This is a genomic window from Neolewinella lacunae, assembly GCF_014349155.1.
Lineage (GTDB): Bacteria > Bacteroidota > Bacteroidia > Chitinophagales > Saprospiraceae > Neolewinella > Neolewinella lacunae.
Window position 1 is genome coordinate 1 of sequence record NZ_JACSIT010000076.1, and the last position, 18,870, is coordinate 18,870.

Annotated in this window: 12 protein-coding genes and 1 pseudogene; 6 read left to right on the top strand and 7 right to left on the bottom strand. The window is 55.5% G+C overall.

The genetic code is table 11. From position 1 onward, the window contains the following. From H9S92_RS06145 to H9S92_RS06165, 5 genes and pseudogenes are all read right to left on the bottom strand, one after another. A pseudogene (locus H9S92_RS06145) lies at window positions 1-321 on the bottom strand (transposase); the annotation flags it as partial. 93 nt (window positions 322-414) lie between these two features. After that, complete coding sequence (locus H9S92_RS06150; RefSeq protein WP_187465836.1) at window positions 415-1,539, bottom strand: cupin domain-containing carboxymuconolactone decarboxylase family protein; 1,125 nt, start codon at window positions 1,537-1,539, stop codon at window positions 415-417. A 10-nt stretch (window positions 1,540-1,549) separates the two neighbouring features. Then, complete coding sequence (locus H9S92_RS06155; protein ID WP_187465837.1) at window positions 1,550-3,799, bottom strand: DUF5916 domain-containing protein; 2,250 nt, start codon at window positions 3,797-3,799, stop codon at window positions 1,550-1,552. 107 nt (window positions 3,800-3,906) lie between these two features. Further along, window positions 3,907-4,710: a family 16 glycoside hydrolase gene (locus H9S92_RS06160; protein ID WP_187465838.1), complete on the bottom strand. Its 804-nt coding sequence runs from the start codon at window positions 4,708-4,710 to the stop codon at window positions 3,907-3,909. 96 nt (window positions 4,711-4,806) lie between these two features. Then, window positions 4,807-5,298 (bottom strand): Crp/Fnr family transcriptional regulator, encoded by a 492-nt coding sequence (locus tag H9S92_RS06165; RefSeq protein WP_320055155.1) that lies wholly within the window; start codon window positions 5,296-5,298, stop codon window positions 4,807-4,809. Between the two features lie 492 nt (window positions 5,299-5,790). Here H9S92_RS06165 and H9S92_RS06170 point away from each other — a divergent pair, with 492 nt between their 5' ends. From H9S92_RS06170 to H9S92_RS06195, 6 genes are all read left to right on the top strand, one after another. Beyond that, a complete protein-coding gene (locus H9S92_RS06170; protein ID WP_187465861.1) occupies window positions 5,791-6,888 on the top strand; it encodes an alpha/beta hydrolase in 1,098 nt (365 codons plus the stop codon). Between the two features lie 10 nt (window positions 6,889-6,898). Next, complete coding sequence (locus tag H9S92_RS06175) at window positions 6,899-8,527, top strand: carboxylesterase/lipase family protein (RefSeq protein WP_187465839.1); 1,629 nt, start codon at window positions 6,899-6,901, stop codon at window positions 8,525-8,527. Between the two features lie 17 nt (window positions 8,528-8,544). Further along, on the top strand, window positions 8,545-9,438 hold the full coding sequence (locus H9S92_RS06180) for a helix-turn-helix domain-containing protein (RefSeq protein ID WP_187465840.1): 894 nt from the start codon (window positions 8,545-8,547) through the stop codon (window positions 9,436-9,438). A 98-nt stretch (window positions 9,439-9,536) separates the two neighbouring features. Continuing rightward, window positions 9,537-10,043 (top strand): nuclear transport factor 2 family protein, encoded by a 507-nt coding sequence (locus tag H9S92_RS06185; protein ID WP_406612103.1) that lies wholly within the window; start codon window positions 9,537-9,539, stop codon window positions 10,041-10,043. Between the two features lie 242 nt (window positions 10,044-10,285). Further along, window positions 10,286-10,744: a (2Fe-2S)-binding protein gene (locus H9S92_RS06190; protein ID WP_187465842.1), complete on the top strand. Its 459-nt coding sequence runs from the start codon at window positions 10,286-10,288 to the stop codon at window positions 10,742-10,744. Window positions 10,745-10,853: 109 nt separating this feature from the next. Continuing rightward, the gene (locus H9S92_RS06195) at window positions 10,854-13,109 is read left to right on the top strand and encodes a xanthine dehydrogenase family protein molybdopterin-binding subunit (RefSeq protein ID WP_187465843.1); all 2,256 of its coding nucleotides are present in this window, start codon (window positions 10,854-10,856) and stop codon (window positions 13,107-13,109) included. 380 nt (window positions 13,110-13,489) lie between these two features. On the opposite strand, the gene H9S92_RS06200 is transcribed toward H9S92_RS06195, so the two are convergent. Both H9S92_RS06200 and H9S92_RS06205 read right to left on the bottom strand, forming a co-directional pair. Further along, window positions 13,490-15,232, bottom strand: a complete 1,743-nt coding sequence (locus H9S92_RS06200; RefSeq protein WP_187465844.1) for a RagB/SusD family nutrient uptake outer membrane protein — start codon at window positions 15,230-15,232, stop codon at window positions 13,490-13,492. 30 nt (window positions 15,233-15,262) lie between these two features. Further along, window positions 15,263-18,496 carry a SusC/RagA family TonB-linked outer membrane protein gene (locus tag H9S92_RS06205; protein ID WP_187465845.1) on the bottom strand — a complete coding sequence of 1,078 codons (3,234 nt, stop codon included), beginning with the start codon at window positions 18,494-18,496 and terminating at the stop codon, window positions 15,263-15,265. Between the last annotated feature and the right edge of the window lie 374 nt (window positions 18,497-18,870).

Consider the following 18,870-nt stretch of genomic DNA (forward strand, 5'->3'; position numbering starts at 1 on the left):
AAAATAACCGACTCCAGCAGTATGCTTGCCACTCTTACTCAGGTATGAGGGGTCGAGAGCAATGATACGGTTGGGGCCTAAAAACGGCTCGCTCAACTCTCTGTTGAAGCCCAGCCAATCCATGCGTTTACCAAAGTGCTTACGGTAAGTGAACTCAGAATATTCGCCTTGACGACCTAGGTTGACAAAGTTCCGTCGGCCAATCATTGAGGGCCACAAAACGAAAAGATGGAGCAAAAAGCGGTAGCGCCATGCGGAAATACCAGGAAGTTTTTGCAAAATTGAGGCGACGAGGATTTCGATCTTCGTTGGGCAAGTCATATCTGTACGGTGTAAGGAACCAACAAGATAGGGCTTGCCCTCTTTATATGCATACTTTGCTAAAGTGTTGCCTCAAACCGTAGCGGACCATTGTTAATTGGATAAGATATTAGAAAGCAGCGTCCTGCTGTCGTTTATTTCCTGTTTCCCCAGGGTGGCTTCCAGCGTATCCCACACGCGGTGCAACTGCGGCCCCGTAACCCCTAGGTTGAGCGCGATGCCGATATGGCCCCGCAGCATGGGCTCCACGCCGCCGAGTCCAACCAGGGCGCTGATGGTGGTGATCTCGCGGTCGGCGTAGCTCAAGACATCGCGTTCGAAGAGGTCGGCAAAGAGGTGTTCCTTGAGAAAAAGGTCGATGATGGGGGCGAAGTCGCCGTAGTCCGCACGGCCGGTGCTGGGGCGTCCGGTGAGGCTTTCCAGAATGGCTTTGCCGCGGTCGTACTTTGCTCCTTCACTTTGGATGGCACCTGCGTCCGCGCCCATTACGTCCTCGATGCCTTGGGCCTGGCGTGCTTTTACCGTCTCCATCAGCGTCCGCAGGCCCTGAATGCTGCGCGGAAAACCGGTGTAAGCATAGAGGTGGACGAGAATCTCCTTGCATTCATTGACCGTCATCCCGGCGTCGAGCGCCCTGCCTAGGGCGGGCCCCAGTTCCGTAAGATTACCCTTGGTGTTGAGGGCCGCGATGGTGGCGATGTGCTGGTAGCGCCGGGCCAGGGGGGTGGCCGCAGCGGCTAGTTTATTTTCGCGGGAGATGCCCGCGCTGTACTGCTCGTCGGTCACCGGCGCGCCCCAGAGCACCCGCCCCTCGGGGTGTTCTTTGGTGAGGGCCAACTGGACAAACCACTGGTCATTGGCCGCGCCGTGCCAGTGGGGCACGCCCGGGGGGCATTGCACCCGATCGCCTTTGCGCAGCACGCGAACCACTCCGCCCTCCTCCTGGTAAAAGCCCACGCCATCCAGCACCAACAGGGTTTGCCCGGCCGGGTGGCGGTGCCAGTTGCTGCGCGATCGGGGGGCAAAAACGACGTTGCCGATGGGCACCGGCTGTGTCTCGTCCGGAATCGTCAGCATCCGTTCCACCCACACGGGGCCGGTGAAATTGGCACTCTCGATTCGTTCCCCGGGCCCAAAAATGACGTTAAGGGAGTCGGGGATTTCTTGCGCGAACGCAGGTGCCGTGAAAAGAATGAGGAGCATGGGAAGGAAGCGCATGGAAGAAAAATTAAAGGTTGAGCCAGTAAGTGGCTTTGAGATTCAGCGAACGGAAAGAAGGCATAAAGGGCGTGGTGGCGTAGTTGTCGTTGTATACCAAATATAGGTCCGAGAGCGGTGCAAACCGCCACTGCAAGCGCGAATTTATGCCCAGGTTCTCCCGTTGGTTGCTGTACTGAAAGACAGTAGACCAGAAGAGGGATTTGTTGAAAGTAACGTCGAGCCGCGGGCTCAGCAACCAAAGGTTGGCGCTGGGGTAAGGATCGGGCAGCCGAATGCCGTCGTAATTGATGGCCACTGAGAGCTGGGCCCATGGCTGAAAGCGCAAGGCCGCCTCCACGCCGAAGGAGTACAGGTGGCCGTTGAAGAAGTTGCCCAGGGTAGTTTCCACCCCGTAGGTCATCCGCCGCGTATTGTTGGTGGTATAGGTGGCCTGGACCTGTCCGAAGCGGTAGTCTTGGTTGCCAGGCAGGGGCTCACCACCCGGAGTGCGGGTGGGGTCGAAGGGGTTGGCCAGGTAAATGTACTGGCTGGTGTAGCGGCCCTCGGCCACCGATCCGCCGCGAAAATTGAAGAGGTGGGCGTAGCGGATGGTATGGTCCGTACGTTGCCAATCCTGCGCTGGCCGCCAGAAAATCAGGCTGGTCAGGCGCGGACGGTGGGTGTTCAAGATGCCTTTTTTTGGGTAGAAGGTGTAGGCTACGCCGAGGCCGTTTTTGAAAATGCCCTTGCGCGGGACGAATCCCAGGTCGGCCTGAAAATCCTCATCCACATACACGAAGTCGGCCAGGATATTCCAGTGACGGGTGTTGTAAGTGGTGGTGGCCTGCGTAGAAAAGTTCCCCTGGCTATTGTCGGGCGAAAAGGATTTGTGGGCGTAAAATTTCCCCGTCCAGGTATTGTCGGCGCTGGCCAAATTATAATCGATGCCGGCCACGCGGTTGTAATGCTCATCCGGCTCGGTGAAGCTGTACTTGCCGAAGGTTTCGCGGTTGACGAGGAAGGCCCCTACGGTAGAACGCTGAAATACCTTACGTTGTAGGGCGATCATAGCATTGTTGTTAGAGGCGATTTGGTTGGCCTCGTCGGCCGCCGTTTGGATGTTCAGCAAGCCGATGCGCCATTTGTCGTTGAGTTTCCCGCTCAGCCGCGCCCCAGCCAGGATCTGGTTTTCGATCAGGGCACCGGAGGAGTTGCGGGCCAGGCCAATCCGCCGGCTGAAGAAAGGGCTGGCGTCGCTGTAGATGCTGCCGAAATTGTCGAACAGGTCGTTGTTGTCAATGAAGAATTGCCGACGTTCGGGCAGCAGTACCTCAAAACGGGTCAGATTGGTAAAGAGAGCGTCTACTTCAACGTTGCTGAAATCGGGGTTTACCGTCAAGTCCAGATTGAGGGAGTTGCCGATGGCCACTTTGGCGTCTCCCCCAATGCCGATGTTGCTGGTGTTGTCGTCGGCCCGCCGGTCTTGGATGCCCAACACGTTGAGGTAGGGGATGATCGCGAGGGGGGTGCGGGATTTGCCGAGTGGCTTTTCAAAGACGAGCTCGCCCATGAAGGCGAGGCTGGAAAGGGGCTGATTTTGGGGCACGCGGACCCAGCTGCTCTGCTCGTTGGTTTGCAGGTTCCAGCGGTAGCTGCGGAAGCGCCAGCGGTCGGCTGCCTCGGGAAATTTGAGGGAGGTGAAGGGGATGGCAATTTCAACGATGTAGTGGTCTTTGTACATTCTGCTTTCGGTGCGCCACTTCACGTCCCAGGTAGTGTTAAAGACCGAGCCACCGTTGGAGACGAGGCCTTCGCGCTGTACGCCGTAGGGGGTTACGCCAAAGAAATAGGCGTTGGCCCCGTCGCGATAGGTATCGAAAAGGAGGGAAACGTTGTCGTTATTCGTGCCGCCAAAATCGCGGCGCAGCGAGGCCACGACGTATTTTCCGTTAGGCGATTCGGCGCGGATGGCGACGTAAAGGGTAGTCGCATCGTAGAGTACCTTTGTAAGGGTGGCGTGGCCAGCCTGCACGGAGTCGGTGGGAAAAAATTGCCAGTAAAAATCGGTCTGGTCGGCGCTTTCCCAGGCCGCCTCGTCGAGGATGCCGTCGAGCACAATAGGATCAGTGATGAACTTTACGGAGAGGGATTTTTCGGCGCTTTGGGCGGAAAGTAGGCCTACCAAGAGCCAGAGCAGGCTGATGAGGGCATAACGATTCTGGGCGCGGCCGCAGGTGCCGAGACGAGATAAAGGAGATTTGGGGGTCAAGAGCAGCATGGCCGAACGGGTAAGAATTGCTCGGCAAAAGTCTGGGATTAACCCAATAGGCGGATAACCCTGATTACGTTTGTGCTGACCTTGTTTACGGTAACTTGTGGCAGGCCCTAAATGCCATCTATTTTTTCTCCAAGCTGCTCGGTTGCTTTCAACTCTTTTTTTCGTACTTTCAGGTCTCGGAAGTAGCCGACGGTGCCAATATCTACGTACAGGCCGATGCTGCCTTTTGGGTTGGCCCCTAAAAGTCGGTCAACCACAAAGGAAGAATGTTTCATGTTGTTGATGTACATCTCGGCAGTTTGACCGTTTACTTCCACTCTCATGGTGATCCATTCATTGAGGGCAACTGGCGCTGGCCCCTCGTATTTACCCGGTGCGGATTGGCGTAGAGTGGCAAACTTGGCGTGTGGGTAAGAAAAGTATTGGACGGTACGATTGCGCATTCCTTGGTCGTTTACCCTTCCCACTTTTGGGCGCAGGTAGATGGATTCAAAGGCCGTATCGTCCTCATTTACGCGGAAGAAAATCCCAATAAAGCCTGCGATGCCGGGGTAAGGCGCAGGATCCTGGAGCTTACTGAGCATTTTGATCTCGATTGTTCCATTTTCAAAATCACTGAGCCCGATAAGTTTAGCGTAATGTGGTTCATCTACTGTGGCCTCCAAGTTGTTGAGGTCGAAAGGGATCGCGTTGAGGTCTCTCTCAATTTTCAGGACTTTTTTGCCCTCAAAGCGCAAAATTTCCCCAGTTACGTTATGTAGTTCGAAGGTTTGCTTTTTAAGGCGGAGTGTGCTCTGCCCGAAAACGCCAAGAGACAAAACCAATAAAAATAGGATATAGTACCATTTTATGGGCAACTGAGCGCCGGTGTGGAGAACGGTTACTAGGAAAGAAGGTAAGAATGTTTTCATACGGCACTTTGGACTAGAAGGCGAAAATTTTGGTGTGGCAAAGGTCAGGTATTTGCATGCCAATGAAGCTTAAGGTAGATTAATAAATCTATAGGACTATCCCTTGTTGCTGGCTAGCCTCTTACGGACAACACTGAGGAACTCGGGCGTTATGCCAAGGTAGGAAGCTACGTGTAAGTTGGAAATTCGGCCGAAGAGCAGTGGGTAGCGTTCGATGAAATCGAGATAGCGTTCTTCGGTACTGGAGCCTAGATTTTGCAACACTCTTCGTTGACTTGCAATGAGGGCATTTTCGCTCAGGACTCTAAAGATACGGTTGAATCTAGGATAGCTGGTGTACAGTTTAATCTGGTTTTCCCTCTTGATTTGGTATACTGTAGATTCTTCAAGTGCTTCGATATTCAGAACACTTGGTTGCTGGGAGTAGAAGCTGTCCATGTCTAAAATCCACCAGTTCTCTGTGGCAAATTGAAGGTTGTGGTCTTTTCCATTTTCATCAGTTTTGTACATTCTGAAGCAGCCATGTACTACGAATGAATTGTGCTGGCAAACGTCTCCTTCCCTTAAAATCAGTTGTCCTTTCTTGATTTTTTTTCCTCCAAGGCCGCCCGTAGAAAGGCCAACTCCTCGTCCGATAGCTGGAAGAAGAAGGAAAAGTAGGAAATGATGCGTTCAGGATTCATACTTGTAGGATTGGGTTTAAACGGGCTGCTACTATTTTTTAGGAAGCCGTAGAGCATAAGGCTTACGGGTAAGTATAATGGCTTTCCCACTTTTCAGGTACGTCATGTTGGCAAGTATAGGCTTTCTCTCCCGAAATCAGCACCTGTGGGTATGTGTTCTAAAAAGTCTCGTCCGAGTAGCCAATCACCTATCTGGCTGGGCAGTCAGCGAGCCAGAGAGGATTGAAAGGGGATTCCATCTTTGGGGTTGCCATAGAAGTGGGCCCTTACGGTAAGAGGGTACTTCAATCCGTTATTGGGGTAAGGCCACACACCAGACTCTTCCGACCTTTACAACCTCAAGCAACTGCTTATGACCACCAATAACGCTCTCCGCACGCAACCCCTGCATCTTTGGATGCGGGTCGGCTTTTACTTGATGCTAATAACGATGTTCACTGACTGTAAAGATGCCACCAGCTCAGCCCCTTCCGATGCTACTGAGGGCCTTTTGGCCATCAAAGAACAAGGCAGCTTTTTCGTCGGTGGCAGCGTAAAAACTGCCCCAGGCGTCTTCGATCCCATTGCGCATGGCTTTTTCAATCCCTCCAGCCAGGCTTCGGAAGGCCAGACCCTTCACGGCGACCACGCCTACGTGTTCTATCAAGTACCTGCCGACGCACGTGAGCATCCTATTGTCATGTGGCACGGCTACGGGCAGTTCTCCAAAACCTGGGAAACTACCCCGGACGGTCGGGAAGGCTTTCAAAACATCTTTCTTCGTCGCAACTGGCCAGTGTATGTGTTGGACCAACCCCGCCGGGGCCGCGCAGGCCGAAGCAGTGAGCCGGTGACCATTGATGCACGCCCCAGCGATCAACTGTGGTTTGGCATTTTTCGCCTTGGTGTATACCCGGATTTTTATCCCGGAGTTCAGTTCAAGCAAGATGCGGAAACGGTGGACCAGTATTTTCGGCAGATTACGCCCGATATTGGGCCCTTGGACATTGACTTGAATGTTGCTGCCGTAATTGAACTCTTGGAACGCACAGGGCCAAGTATCCTGATGACCCATTCCCACAGTGGTGGTATGGGGTGGTTAACGGCCCTGCGCAGCGATAAAGTAGCGGGCATAGTTTGTTTCGAGCCTGGCAGCAACTTCCCCTTTCCAGAGGATAAGGTACCAGAACCCATCAACTACCTCGGTGGGGTGCTAAGCGCAAGGGGCGTACCTGATGCCGACTTTACCCGCCTTACCAAGATCCCTATTGTGATTTACTACGGAGACAATATCCCCCGGGAACCATCGGGTAAACCCGGCGAGGAGCAGTGGACGGCCGCTTTGGCGATGGCGGAAAAATGGCGCGATGCCGTCAATGACCGTGGTGGAGACGTCTCCCTCGTATACCTGCCAGATGTTGGCATTACGGGCAATACGCATTTTCCATTTTCTGATCTGAATAACCTGGAAATTGCTGATTTGGTATCCAACTGGTTAGCAGAAAAAAAATTATAACTCAAGCATTATGAAATATTTTTTATTCGCCAGCATCATTCTTTCCGTTTTCTTCGGATGCCAAGCTGCACCGAGAACGAAAAAAACACCCACGCTGCCGGTAGTTGAGCTCGTTCAAACGAGTGCTGGTCCTGTTCGGGGCGCCGAATCAGAGGGCGTACTCTCCTTTAAAGGTATTCCTTTTGCGGCTCCGCCAGTAGGCTCCCTGCGCTGGCGTGCCCCGCAGCCAGTGGCTACATGGACCGAAGAATACCGAGCATTAGAATTTGCGGCAGATTGCGCCCAAGCTGGCCGAGGAACACCCGGAACACTAGCAAATGGCTCTTCTGAAGACTGCCTCTACCTTAATTTATGGGTCCCCTCCGCTACAAACCAAGACGCAAAATTGCCTGTGATGGTTTGGATCCACGGCGGAGCCTTTGTATTTGGGAGCGGAAGCTCTCCCGCTTTCGCCGGGGAGGTGTTCGCGCGACAAAATGTGATTTTGGTAACGCATAATTACCGACTTGGCCGCTTGGGGCATTTTGCTTTCCCTGCTTTAAGTGAGGAGCATGCGGAAGAGGGGACGGGCAGTTATGCTTATATGGACCAAATCGCTGCCTTGCAGTGGGTGAAAGAGAACATCGCTGCTTTTGGTGGAGACCCGGGTAATGTTACCATTTTTGGCGAGTCGGCCGGAGGCGTCTCCGTACATTCCCTACTCACTATTCCCGCAGCAAAAGGCTTATTTCATAAGGCCATCAGCCAATCAGGCGGAGGACGCGATGGCGTGCTTACCGGCCGGCCATTACGGGAGAATGACGCAGATCGCTATTACCCCGTTTCCGCCGAAACCATCGGGATAAACTTTGCCCGCAAGCACGGTATCAACGGCACCGATGCCGTAGCGCTCGGCCAACTTCGGGCGCTTGACGCGGCAGAAATCATCGACAGCGGAATGGAATTCTACGGAGAAGAAAACATCCCTATTTATACTGGCCCTGTCCTCGATGGTAAGCTGGTTGTAGAAACGGCTGAAAGCGCCTACCTGGGAGGGCGGCAAGCTCGGGTCCCCCTCATCATCGGCTCCAATAGCGCGGAAGTGCCCGGAGGTTTTGTCAATGCCTCCTCAAAAGAAGAACTTTGGAAGCTGTTTGGGGCAATGGGCGCTGAGGCCCAAGCGGTGTATGATCCTGCAGGAACCAAGGAACTGGGCGAAGTCCTCACTAAAGTGAATACCGATAAAGTTTGGGCAGAACCCTCCCACTTTACGGCTGAAGCATGGGCTAAAGCTAAGCAAGCTGCTTTCGTCTACCGCTTTGGCTACGTGCCGCAAGTCCTTGATCAACGGCTCGTTTATGGGGCTCCCCATGCTTCCGAAATCGCCTATGTGTTTGGAAACCTTAATGCCCGGTGGGGTGTAGATACGGTGACGAACGAAGACCAAGAAGTAGCAAAAATAATGAATACCTACTGGGCCAATTTTGCCAAAACCGGTAATCCCAATGGCGCAGGAGTCCCTCTTTGGCCAGCATACGCCCCTCGCCAGCGCCAAATCATTGAATTTGAAAGGGGAGGCGCAGCAGTGGGAAAAACAGATACCACCACCACTCGCCTGGATCTGATCCGGCGGGCAGTGGAAAGCAAAGAACTACACTAGACCAAAATCCAGCGACCATGGAGAGCATTACCACCTTCAATACCATCAAGCAATACTGCGCATTCAATAACCAGGGTGTTCAGCACCCTCAGATCAGCGTGGTCGACCTCTCCCTGGCCCATCCGCGCACCCTGCGGCGGATGCAGTTCAATTTCTACGTCGTCTTCCTGAAGGAGGTGCGCTGCGGCGACCTGCGCTACGGTTGTGGCACATACGACTACGAAGAAGGCACCCTGGTGTTTATCGCCCCCGGGCAAGTGATTGGCCAAGCGGGGGAGGAGGTATACCAACCCGTGGGCCAAGCCCTGGTCTTCCATCCAGACTTCCTCCTGGGAACTCCCCTGGCGGGCAATATGGAGGAGTATTCCTTTTTCGCTTACGAAGCCAACGAAGCCCTGCACCTCTCGGAAAAAGAGCGGGCGCTGATTGACGATGGCCTGGGGAAAATCCGCAACGAGTTGGAGCGATTGATCGATAAGCATACGAAGCGGCTACTGATCAGCAACCTCCAGTTGTTTCTCAATTACTGCGTCCGGTTTTACGACCGGCAGTTCATCACCCGCAGCAACGTCAACCAAGGCGTACTGGCCAAATTCGAGGCCTTACTTAATGGGTACTTTCGCTCCGGCCTGGCCGAAGAGACGGGTTTGCCCGCGGTGAGTTATTTCGCCGACCAACTCCACCTTTCCGCCAATTACTTCGGCGACCTGGTGAAGAAAGAAACCGGAAAATCCCCGCAGGATCACCTCCAACTCAAACTGATCACCGTGGCCAAAGAGCAACTCTTTGACCCCAACAAGAGCATCGCTGAAGTCGCTTACGGACTGGGGTTTAAGTATCCGCAGCACTTTACGCGGTTGTTCAAAAAAATTGTGGGCGTCACCCCCGGGGAGTTCCGGGCGGTGGGGTGAAGTGTTTTCCTTCGTCGCGGCGGTGGTCGGTAGGTGCTTTGCTCCTCCTTCATTACCCTGGCACCTGCGTGCGCGCCCAATTTTTTACCATTCCAAAAATATCCTCTATGTTATACAGAATAATCATTTTTTCTGCTGCCCTCTGGGCCATCAGCGGCATTTCGGCCTGTCACCCGGCGCAGGTACAACAGGCTACCGCACAAGGCCCTCAGGCTTCTGCTGCCACCGAGGAAATAATTCGCCAGATATCCTCCGATAAATGGGAGTGGATGGCGAATAAAGAGGTCGATAAACTGGCGGCGCTTTTTGATGATTCCGCCAAATTCGTACACATGAGCGGCAGCTGGAAAAAAGAGCGGGAACTGGAAATTATCAAGACCGGCAGCATTTGGTACAAAAAGGCCACCGTCCACGATGTAGCCGTAGAAATTACGGGAGATCTGGCGATCGTCTGGAACCGGATTACACTAGATGCCGTAGTGCGGGAGAGCGAAGTGTCCACTGAATTTACCGTTACCGAAGTCTACCAGCGCCAAGGCAAAGATTGGAAAATGATGGCCCTGACCTTCAGCAGTGTACGGGATACCCACGCTATTGAACATTGAAAATAGTGGCCGCCAAAACTCCAATTAACTCCATGCTTAACTCCATGCAACTCCCTGGGCTAAAAACTTTCTTCCGGACCGGAGGTCCGGATCCACTCTGCTGCGACGTGAAACGTCTTGACCTCGTCTTGATCTCACGGAAAACAGTAATTTGGGTAGGAAATAGCGTAGTCCAGGTTAGGGGCACCTGATTGGTGAGTACTACCTTTACCAAGTGATTATCTGGTCAACTTCTCGATATTATGGCAAGCTATACCCTCCGGATCAATGGACAGCGCAAACAGGTGGATGTCGATCCCGATACGCCCCTGCTCTGGGTGCTCCGCGATGAACTCCAACTCCTCGGCACCAAGTACGGCTGCGGAGTAGGGGCCTGCGGAGCGTGTACGGTACACGTAGACGGCGTGGCGATGCGCTCTTGCCAACTCCCGGTTTCCCAGGCAGAATCCCCGCCTATCACCACCATCGAAGGGCTCTCCGAAAATGGCGATCACCCCGTGCAGCTGGCTTGGCTGGCTTTGGACGTTCCCCAGTGCGGATATTGCCAAGTCGGGCAGATCATGAGCGCGTCCGCCTTGCTGGACCATACGCCCAACCCCACGGATGCGGATATTGACGCGGCGATGAATGGCAATATTTGTCGCTGCGGTACCTACACCCGCATCAAAGCGGCCATTAAGTCGGTCCACGCTGCGGGCTAGCACCGCTTTTATCCCCGCCCTGCTCTCCCCCGTTGGGGGTTGGGGGGGCGTCCTTCTCCTCGCACCTGCGTCCGCGCCCCCATCCGTAGCGCCTCAATCATTTTCCATTATGCCCATTCAGAAAACCGCCTTTGGCCGCCGTTCCTTCCTCAAATCCGCCGCCCTCACTGGGGGCGGACTGGTGCTTGGCTTCAACTGGCTGACGTCCTGCACGGACAAGACCGAGGCGGAAATCCTGGCGATGCCCGACCAATGGTTTGAGATCAATGCCTACCTGAAAATTGGCGACAACGGAGTGGTAACCATCTACACCCCAAACCCGGAATTTGGCCAGAACATCAAAACTTCGATGCCCATGATTGTGGCCGAAGAACTGGACGCGGACTGGACGAAGGTGATCTCGGAAGTGGCCCCGTACAATTCAGAGATTTACGGTTTCCAGTTCACGGGTGGTAGCCGGGGTATTGCCTCGCGCTGGGATGGACTCCGCATGGCCGGAGCCACCGCGCGGCACATGTTGCGGGACGCTGCTGCCCAGGCGTGGCAGGTGCCCGTGGCTGAGGTAAGCACTGCCGCCGGCTTGCTGAACCACACGGCATCAGGCCGCTCGGCCAGCTACGGCGAGATGGCCGCTGCCGCATCCGCACTGCCCATTCCAGAGGAGGTCGAACTGAAAGAAATCAAGGATTTCCGCATCATCGGCCACGACCAAAAGAACTTGGACGGCAAAAAAATCGTCAGTGGCCAGCCCCTGTTTGGCCACGACCACCGGGAGAAAGGGCAACTGACCGCGATGGTCGTTCAGCCCCCCGCTTTCGGGATGCGCTTTCAGGCCATCCAAAACCTCGCCGATGTGAAGGCCATGCCGGGCATCCGCGACGTTTTTACCATTCAAACCTACAAGGACGGCTTCGAAAAAGGGGGCTTTGATACCAATGCCTTCCCGGAGCTGGTCGCCATTGTCGGGGAATCCACCTGGCAAGTAATGAAGGCTAAAAAAGCCATCCAGGTGGAATGGCAGACTTTCGAGGCCTTTGAAGAAAGCGTCAATGGCTTTGGCGGCAAGTCCATCCGGAAAGTACCCGCAGGATTGGAAAACAGCACCGACCACCTCGCCCGGATGGAGGAGATGGCCGCCCGGCCCGGTCGGCAAGTCCGCAAAGACGGCAACCCGGAGGCCGCTTTCCAGCGGGCTGACCGGGTGATTGAGCGCAGTTACTCCGCACCCTTCCTGGCCCACAACTGCATGGAGCCCATCAACTGCTTCGCCCAAGTGGAGGAAGATCGCGTCCGCATCGTCGGGCCAACCCAAGCGCCGGGAATGATTGAGCCCACCATTGCGGCGCGGATGGGCCTCCCAGTCGAGAACATCGAGATCGCAATGTCGCGCATGGGCGGCGGTTTCGGACGGCGGGCTTACTCCCACTACATGCTTGAGGCAGCCCTGATCGCGCAGCAAGCCAAAGCACCGATCCACCTCATCTACACCCGGGAGGATGACATGGCCAACGGCATTTACCGCCCGGCCTACCACGCTACCTACCGCGCAGCCCTCGACGCCACCGGCACGCTGACGGCCCTGCACGTGAAAGCGGGCGGTATTCCCGAGAGCCCCCTGTTCGCCAATCGCTTCCCCGCCGGGGCGGTAGACAACTACCTCGCGGAGGATTGGACCATCGATTCCAACATCACCATCGGGGCATTCCGTGCCCCGCGCTCGAATTTCATGGCCGGGGCGGAGCAGGCTTTCCTCGACGAAGTAGCGGAGGCCGCCGGAAAAGATCCCATCCAGTTTCGCCTGAACTTACTCGCGCGGGCCCAGCAAGACCCCGTCGGAGAAAACAATGATTACGACCCCGCGCGCTACGCCGGGGTGCTCGAACTGGTGCGCGAAATGAGCAACTGGGACGAGACGCCGGAGGGCGTGCACCGGGGGGTATCCGCTTATTTTTGCCACAACTCTTACGCCGCCCACGTCTTGGACCTGACAATTGAAAAAGGCAAACCTATAGTGGAAAAAGTCTGCTGCGCCATCGACTGCGGCATTGTCGTCAATCCCGACGCGGCCCGGAACATGGCCGAAGGAGCCATCGTGGACGGAGTGGGGAACGCCCTGTTCGGGGAATTGACCTTCGCAGCGGGCGTACCCGAAAAGCAAAATTTCGATGCCTACCGCATGATTCGGATGAGTGAGACCCCGAAGAAGATCGAGGTCCATTTCGTGCAAAACGACATCAAGCCCACCGGCATGGGCGAGCCCCCCTTCCCGCCCGTTTTCGGTGCGGTGGCCAATGCCATCTACAAAGCGACCGGAGAGCGGCGCTACCGGCAGCCCTTCCTGGGGGATGAACGCCTGTTGGGTTGATGAAACAATGACCAAAAAAACGCATTCGGCCGAGAAGATTTTGGGCGCTGACGCAGGTGCCGGGCAAGTTGTGAAGGCCAGGGCGTGATCCAGCTGTGAGGTGGAGACGTTTTACGTAGACTGTCCACCCTGATGGAGGTACTTTCCCCAGAGGTAAAGATTATCCCCTTTGCCGTAAATCCTCTCAACTGCTGCTGCGACGTAGAACGGCTGGACCTCAAGCTGCGATGTGAAACGTCTGGACCTCACGTAAAAAAGAAAGCCCCTCGCTCCCCGGTCCCGACTTGGTAGTCTGGGAAAGGGGAGCAAGGGGCTAAGTGGGTTAAGTCAGAGGGAAATTACCTCTTTCCTTGCTCAGGTTCAGCTTACGCTGAGAACGCTTAGTAGCCGGGGTTCTGGGGAAGAACATCGGGGCCTTGGATGTCAATCTGCCGCTGTGGGATGGGGTAGAAGAGATCCTGGGGGACGGTGAAGACTGCACCGGCGTAGGAAGCGGGCAAGAATTGCTGCTCGTGGGCGATGATGCGGTCGAGCTCGGTCTTAGCAATGCCCCAACGGCGGAGGTCAAAGAAGCGGTGTCCTTCGCCGCTGAGTTCGAGTTTGCGCTCGAAGTACAGTGCGGTGAGGGCAGCATCTTTGTTGGCGAAGGGCATATCGTAGGTAGCGATCACGTAGTTGGCGGCATTGCTGCCATCTTCATTCTTGATCCAACCGTCGGGATTAGCGGCGCGGGCGCGGACCTGGTTGATGAGGGTACGACCGGCGTCCAGATTGTCCGTTTCGATTTCCGCTTCGGCCAGCATCAGGAGGACGTCAGCAAAGCGGATGATGTTGTAGTTCATGGATGCGTAGCCGCGGGTCCAGGAGGTTCCATCGGAGAGCGATCCTTCCTGGCTGGCGTAGTAAACGAACTTCTTGGGCGAGTAAGGGCCAGCGTAGGGTTGATCGCGGATGAAAGGGAATCCTGGGTGGGGTCCCCAACCGAGGTAAGGGATACCCCGACGGCCAACGCTGTGGTCCAGGCGGGGGTCAACGGGGCCAGCATCGGGAGTGAAGGGGTCGTTACCCTCCAGGCCTTGGTCATTGGCCAGGCGGTTGGCGGGGCTGTTGTAGGAATTATCCAGCAGGGGGAGACCGTTGCTCGTCCGGAAGGAGTTTGCCAGGTCAAACGAAGGCTGGAAGAATCCACAGCAGTTACCTGGGCCGTCGGCACCGGTGTTGTGGGGGAAGTTCAGTACGAAGTCGGGGTTGGCAATGTTGGTCGTGCCGGAGTTGGCAGCAGCTTGTACGGCAAAAACGGATTCTCTGCTGTTGTCAAACTCGGCGTTGAAGGCATCGGCGTAGTTGTCGAGCAAACCGTAAGGCTGGCCATTGGTCGTTTGACCGTTGGTGACTACATCACGCAATACCGTCCGGGCTTCGGCCCACTTTTCCTGGTAAAGGAGGGTTTTGCCGAGGTAGGCACCGGCAGCCCACTTGTTGGCGCGGCCTGCTTCGGGAAGCGTTTCGGGGAGGTTCTCGTAACCAAAGCGGAAGTCGGCCTCGATTTCGTCCCAGATATCTGCACTGGATACGACCACCTGTTGTTCTTCTACCGACAGTTCAGGGGTAAGGAAGGGCGCCTGGTTGAAGGAAATCTTCAACTGGAAGTAGTAGTGTCCACGGAGGAAGCGGGCTTCACCTTCCAAGCGGGCCTTATCAGCGTCCGTAAGGAGAGGGTCGGTGGAGAGGGACAGCAGGCGGAGGGCAGCGTTGGAACGGGCAACGCCTTCGAAGAGGCCATTCCAACGGTCGCTGGGAACGCGGGAAGTGGACTCAAGCAGGTAGCGAACTACTTCGTTGATGTCCGTAAAGTCACCGTCATTGGTGCCTTTGTTGGCCTCGCCGCCCTGGATAGAGCCGTTGGCCCAGTTGGAAGCACCGGAGAAATAGTTGCCACGGCCGCCGAGTTGGGCGTAGGCACCCAGGAGCGCACCCTCAATGCCCGCTTCGGAGCTGAGGATGGCTTCGCCGAGCGCTCCACGGGGTTCGACTTCGAGGAAGTCTTCGCTACACGTCCAGAGCAAACCCGCCATGAAGAGGGTCGCCAGGGGCAGCAGGAAAAAGCGATTTAATGCTTTCATGTTGTTGTTGTTTTTGGATAGTTGCACTGGTTAGAAATCGAAGCTAAGGTTGAAGTTGAAACCGCGGGTTACGGGGTAGTTGCCTACGTCCACACCGAAGTTCGTGTCTGCGGCTCCACCTACTGCGGGGTCAAGACCATCGTAGCCGGTGATGGTGAACAGGTTGGTCGCAGAGACGGCAAGGCGGAGATTGGTAAACACCGAGTTCAACGTACTGTTGCGGAGGGTGTACCCGAGGGTCAGGTTCTGCATGCGGAGGAAAGATCCGTCCTCCACGTAGTAGCTGGTAGATTCCTGAGAAGTACTGAAGTTAGAAGCAGACTCGTAAATCGGAATATCGGTGTCGGTGTTCTGGGGCGTCCAGCTGTCGAGTACACGGCTAGACACGGAAGCACCTTTGAACGTACCGTAGAAGTCGGTAAACCACTTGGAGTTGTTGTAAATCTCGTTGCCCAGGCTCGTGTAGAGGAAGGTCGTGAGGTCGAAGTTCTTGTACGTCAGCACCAGGTTGAGGCCACCCGTGAAATCGGGAACGGCGCTGCCCAGGAAGGTACGGTCGGCTTCGGTGATGCGTCCGTCGGGTACACCGGTGAGCTCACCGGCGTCGTTACGGCCGTTATTGTCCACGAAACGGAAACGGCCGGGAGCTGCGCCAGCCTGGGTGGGCGCGCTGGCTACTTCGGCATCGCTTTGGAAGAGACCAGCTACCTGGTAGCCCCAGAAAGTGGAAAGCGACTGACCCACCTGGTTGCGGATGATGGAGCCGGTGATGCGGGTACCGAAGTTTTCGAAGAATTCAACGTCATCGGTGAACTTGGTGATGCGGTTTTCGAGGAAAGCGGCGTTCAGCGTCACTTCAAAGCCAAAATCTTTACCCACTTTATCGCGGTAGATGAAGGACATGTCGATACCCTGGTTCAACATGCTACCGATGTTGGTAGAAGGAGCCGCGGCGGCACCATTAACGGCGGGAAGGGGCAGCTGTACCAGCAGGTCGTTGGTCTCTTTGCGCCACAGGTCCATGATGATGTCCACTTTACCTTTCAGGATGGTAGCGTCAAAACCAATGTTGGAGGTAACGGAAGTTTCCCAGCGGGCGTTCTCAGAGCCGATCCGGTTTTGGAAGAAGCCGATGTCTGCGGAGGTATTGCTGCCATCAATGGGGTAGCTACCGCCACCGAGGTTTTGTGCGAAAAGAGAGAAACGGTTGTTGGCGTTGACGTTATTGGAGTTACCCATCTCGCCGTATCCACCGCGGATTTTGAGGTCCGTAAAGAACGACTGGCCAGCCATGAAGGGCTCGGCCGTTACACGCCAAGCTGCGGAGAAGGCAGGGAAGGTACCACTGCGTTGGTTGGCACCGAAACGGCTGGACTCATCCCGCCGCAGTACACCCGTCAGGTAGTACTTGTCGTTCCAGTTGTAGTTCAACTGCCCGAAGGTAGAGACAAATTTTACGGGAACGCTGTAGTTGCTGAAAGGTGGGTTGGGAGCTACCGTAGAAAGGTTGATGAAGTTGAGGTCGCGGCTGAAGGGGTTGATACCGCTGGCGCCACTCGTGCGGCCGTTGCCGGATTCGATGGCTTCGTAGCCCAAGAGCACGTCAAAGTTGTTAGAGCCGAAAGACTTCTTGTACTTCACGGTGTTGGTCCAGGTCCAGTCATTGAAGTAGCCCTGGTTTTCACCGTAGCCGAAGCTACCGTTGTTTTCGGAGTTCTCGTAAGTCTGGCGGCTGTAGAAATTGCTGTGGAAGCCGATGAAGCCGCCACCGAAGCTGGAGCGGAAGATGAGGTCCTGTACGGGCTCTACTTCAACGTAAACGTTGCCAAAAATACGGTTACTGAAACCGCGGTTGTTGGCAACACCATCGCGTTCAGCAACGGGGTTACGGGGGTTGTTGAAGCCAGGGGCGCGCGTACCGGCGTAGCCACCGAACTCGTCGTAGACGGGGATGATGGGGTTCATCCGGAAGGCACCCAGGATGCTGTTTTCGTCGTCGGCACTACCCGCACCGCCCGCGTCGCCAATCTGGCCATCGGTTCTGCGGTGGGTAATCTGCAGGTTCTCACCCACGCGGACGTACTTACCGAGATCAAACTCCGTATTGACGCGGAAGGAGTAACGCTCAAAGTCGTTAAAAAGCAGGATACCTTCCTGCACCTGGGCACCCAGGCCTACGTAGTAGCGGGCGGATTCCGTAGAGCCGGAAAAGCCCAAGGTGTGGCGATTGAGAATGCCGGTGCGGGTGATGGCGTCGTACCAGTCAGTACCTTCTTTGTTGGCGCGCATCACCTGGTAGAGGGAACCGGCGCGGGTATCGATGTTGTACAGGGGGCGTTGCTGCTCCAGATCGATGGTTCCGACGACGCCGAAGTTGTTGCCAACCATGAGGTAATCCGGGAGTACGGGGTTTGCACCATTGCCGTACTGGGGGTGGCCCCATCCGGTATCACCGGGGGAAAGACCGTCGTTGCGGAGGGCTTCCCAGGCCTTGTCGGCGTCTTGCTGGGGGGTGAGGAAGCTTGGACCATTACCGGGGTCGGTAAAACCTACCAGGCCATTGTAGGAGACCTTCATGGGTTGTGGGGTCTTCTTGCCCCGCTTGGTCTGGATAACCACCACCCCGTTGGCTGCGCGTGAACCGTAGATAGAGGCCGAAGCGGCGTCTTTGAGGATGGAGGTAGCCTCAATGTCATCGGGGTTCAGGAACTCAATATTGTCCACGGGAACACCGTCCACGACGTACAACGGCTGGTTGCCACCGAAAGAGCCGAAGCCCCGGATGCGGATGATCGAGGTCGTACCCGGCTGGCCGTTGGTGATGACCGTTACCCCGGGCGCGCGACCCTGGAACTGCTGCTCAACGTTACCGCTGGGGATCGCCGTAAGCTCCGCCGCAGAAATGGTTGAGATGGCTCCAGTAGCCTGGCGCTTACTGGTAACGGAGTAGCCCGTTACGACGATCTCATCGAGTGCGACACCTTCGGAAAGGACGATCTCGAATGAAGTCTCGCCATTCAAGGCGATTTCCTGGGTTTCGTAACCCGTGTAGGAAACGACCAGGGTCGTTACGCCCTCCGGGACGGTAAAGCTGAAGTTACCGTCCAGGTCCACAACGGTACCCGAAGTGGTCCCCTTGGCCAGCACGGTCGCCCCCGGGAGGGGGAAGCCGTCCGTGTCCAGGATCGTACCGGAGACAGTTGTTTGGGCGCTAACCGCAGCCGTCCCTAAGACGAAAAGCAGTAGGCAAAGAAGTTGTTTCATAATAAAAGTGAGTTGAATTATGTATGATCGATAAAATTGTTTGGTTCGTTGGGGCGCTCCCTAGTGCAGAGGCCACCTGACGAAATTGGGCTGCCAACTCGGCAAACCTTATCTTAAGTACGCAGAAACAGTGCAGTCTTTTTGTTAACCCAGGCGTTGAAAACAGGCGAAAGTTTGCAACGGCCCCACAATAATAGAATATAAATCTGTAAACCCACACGCAAAAGTGATTTTTTTCGCCTTAGTGTCGAAAAAACACTTAGTGGGGTGGGTGAAAAGGCGCTGGAACGAAAAAAACGGCGTCTGACCAACATTTTTGCGCCGGCCCGGGCCTTTGCGAAGATTTGTTTTTGCCTGGTGCCGCCGTTTTAACA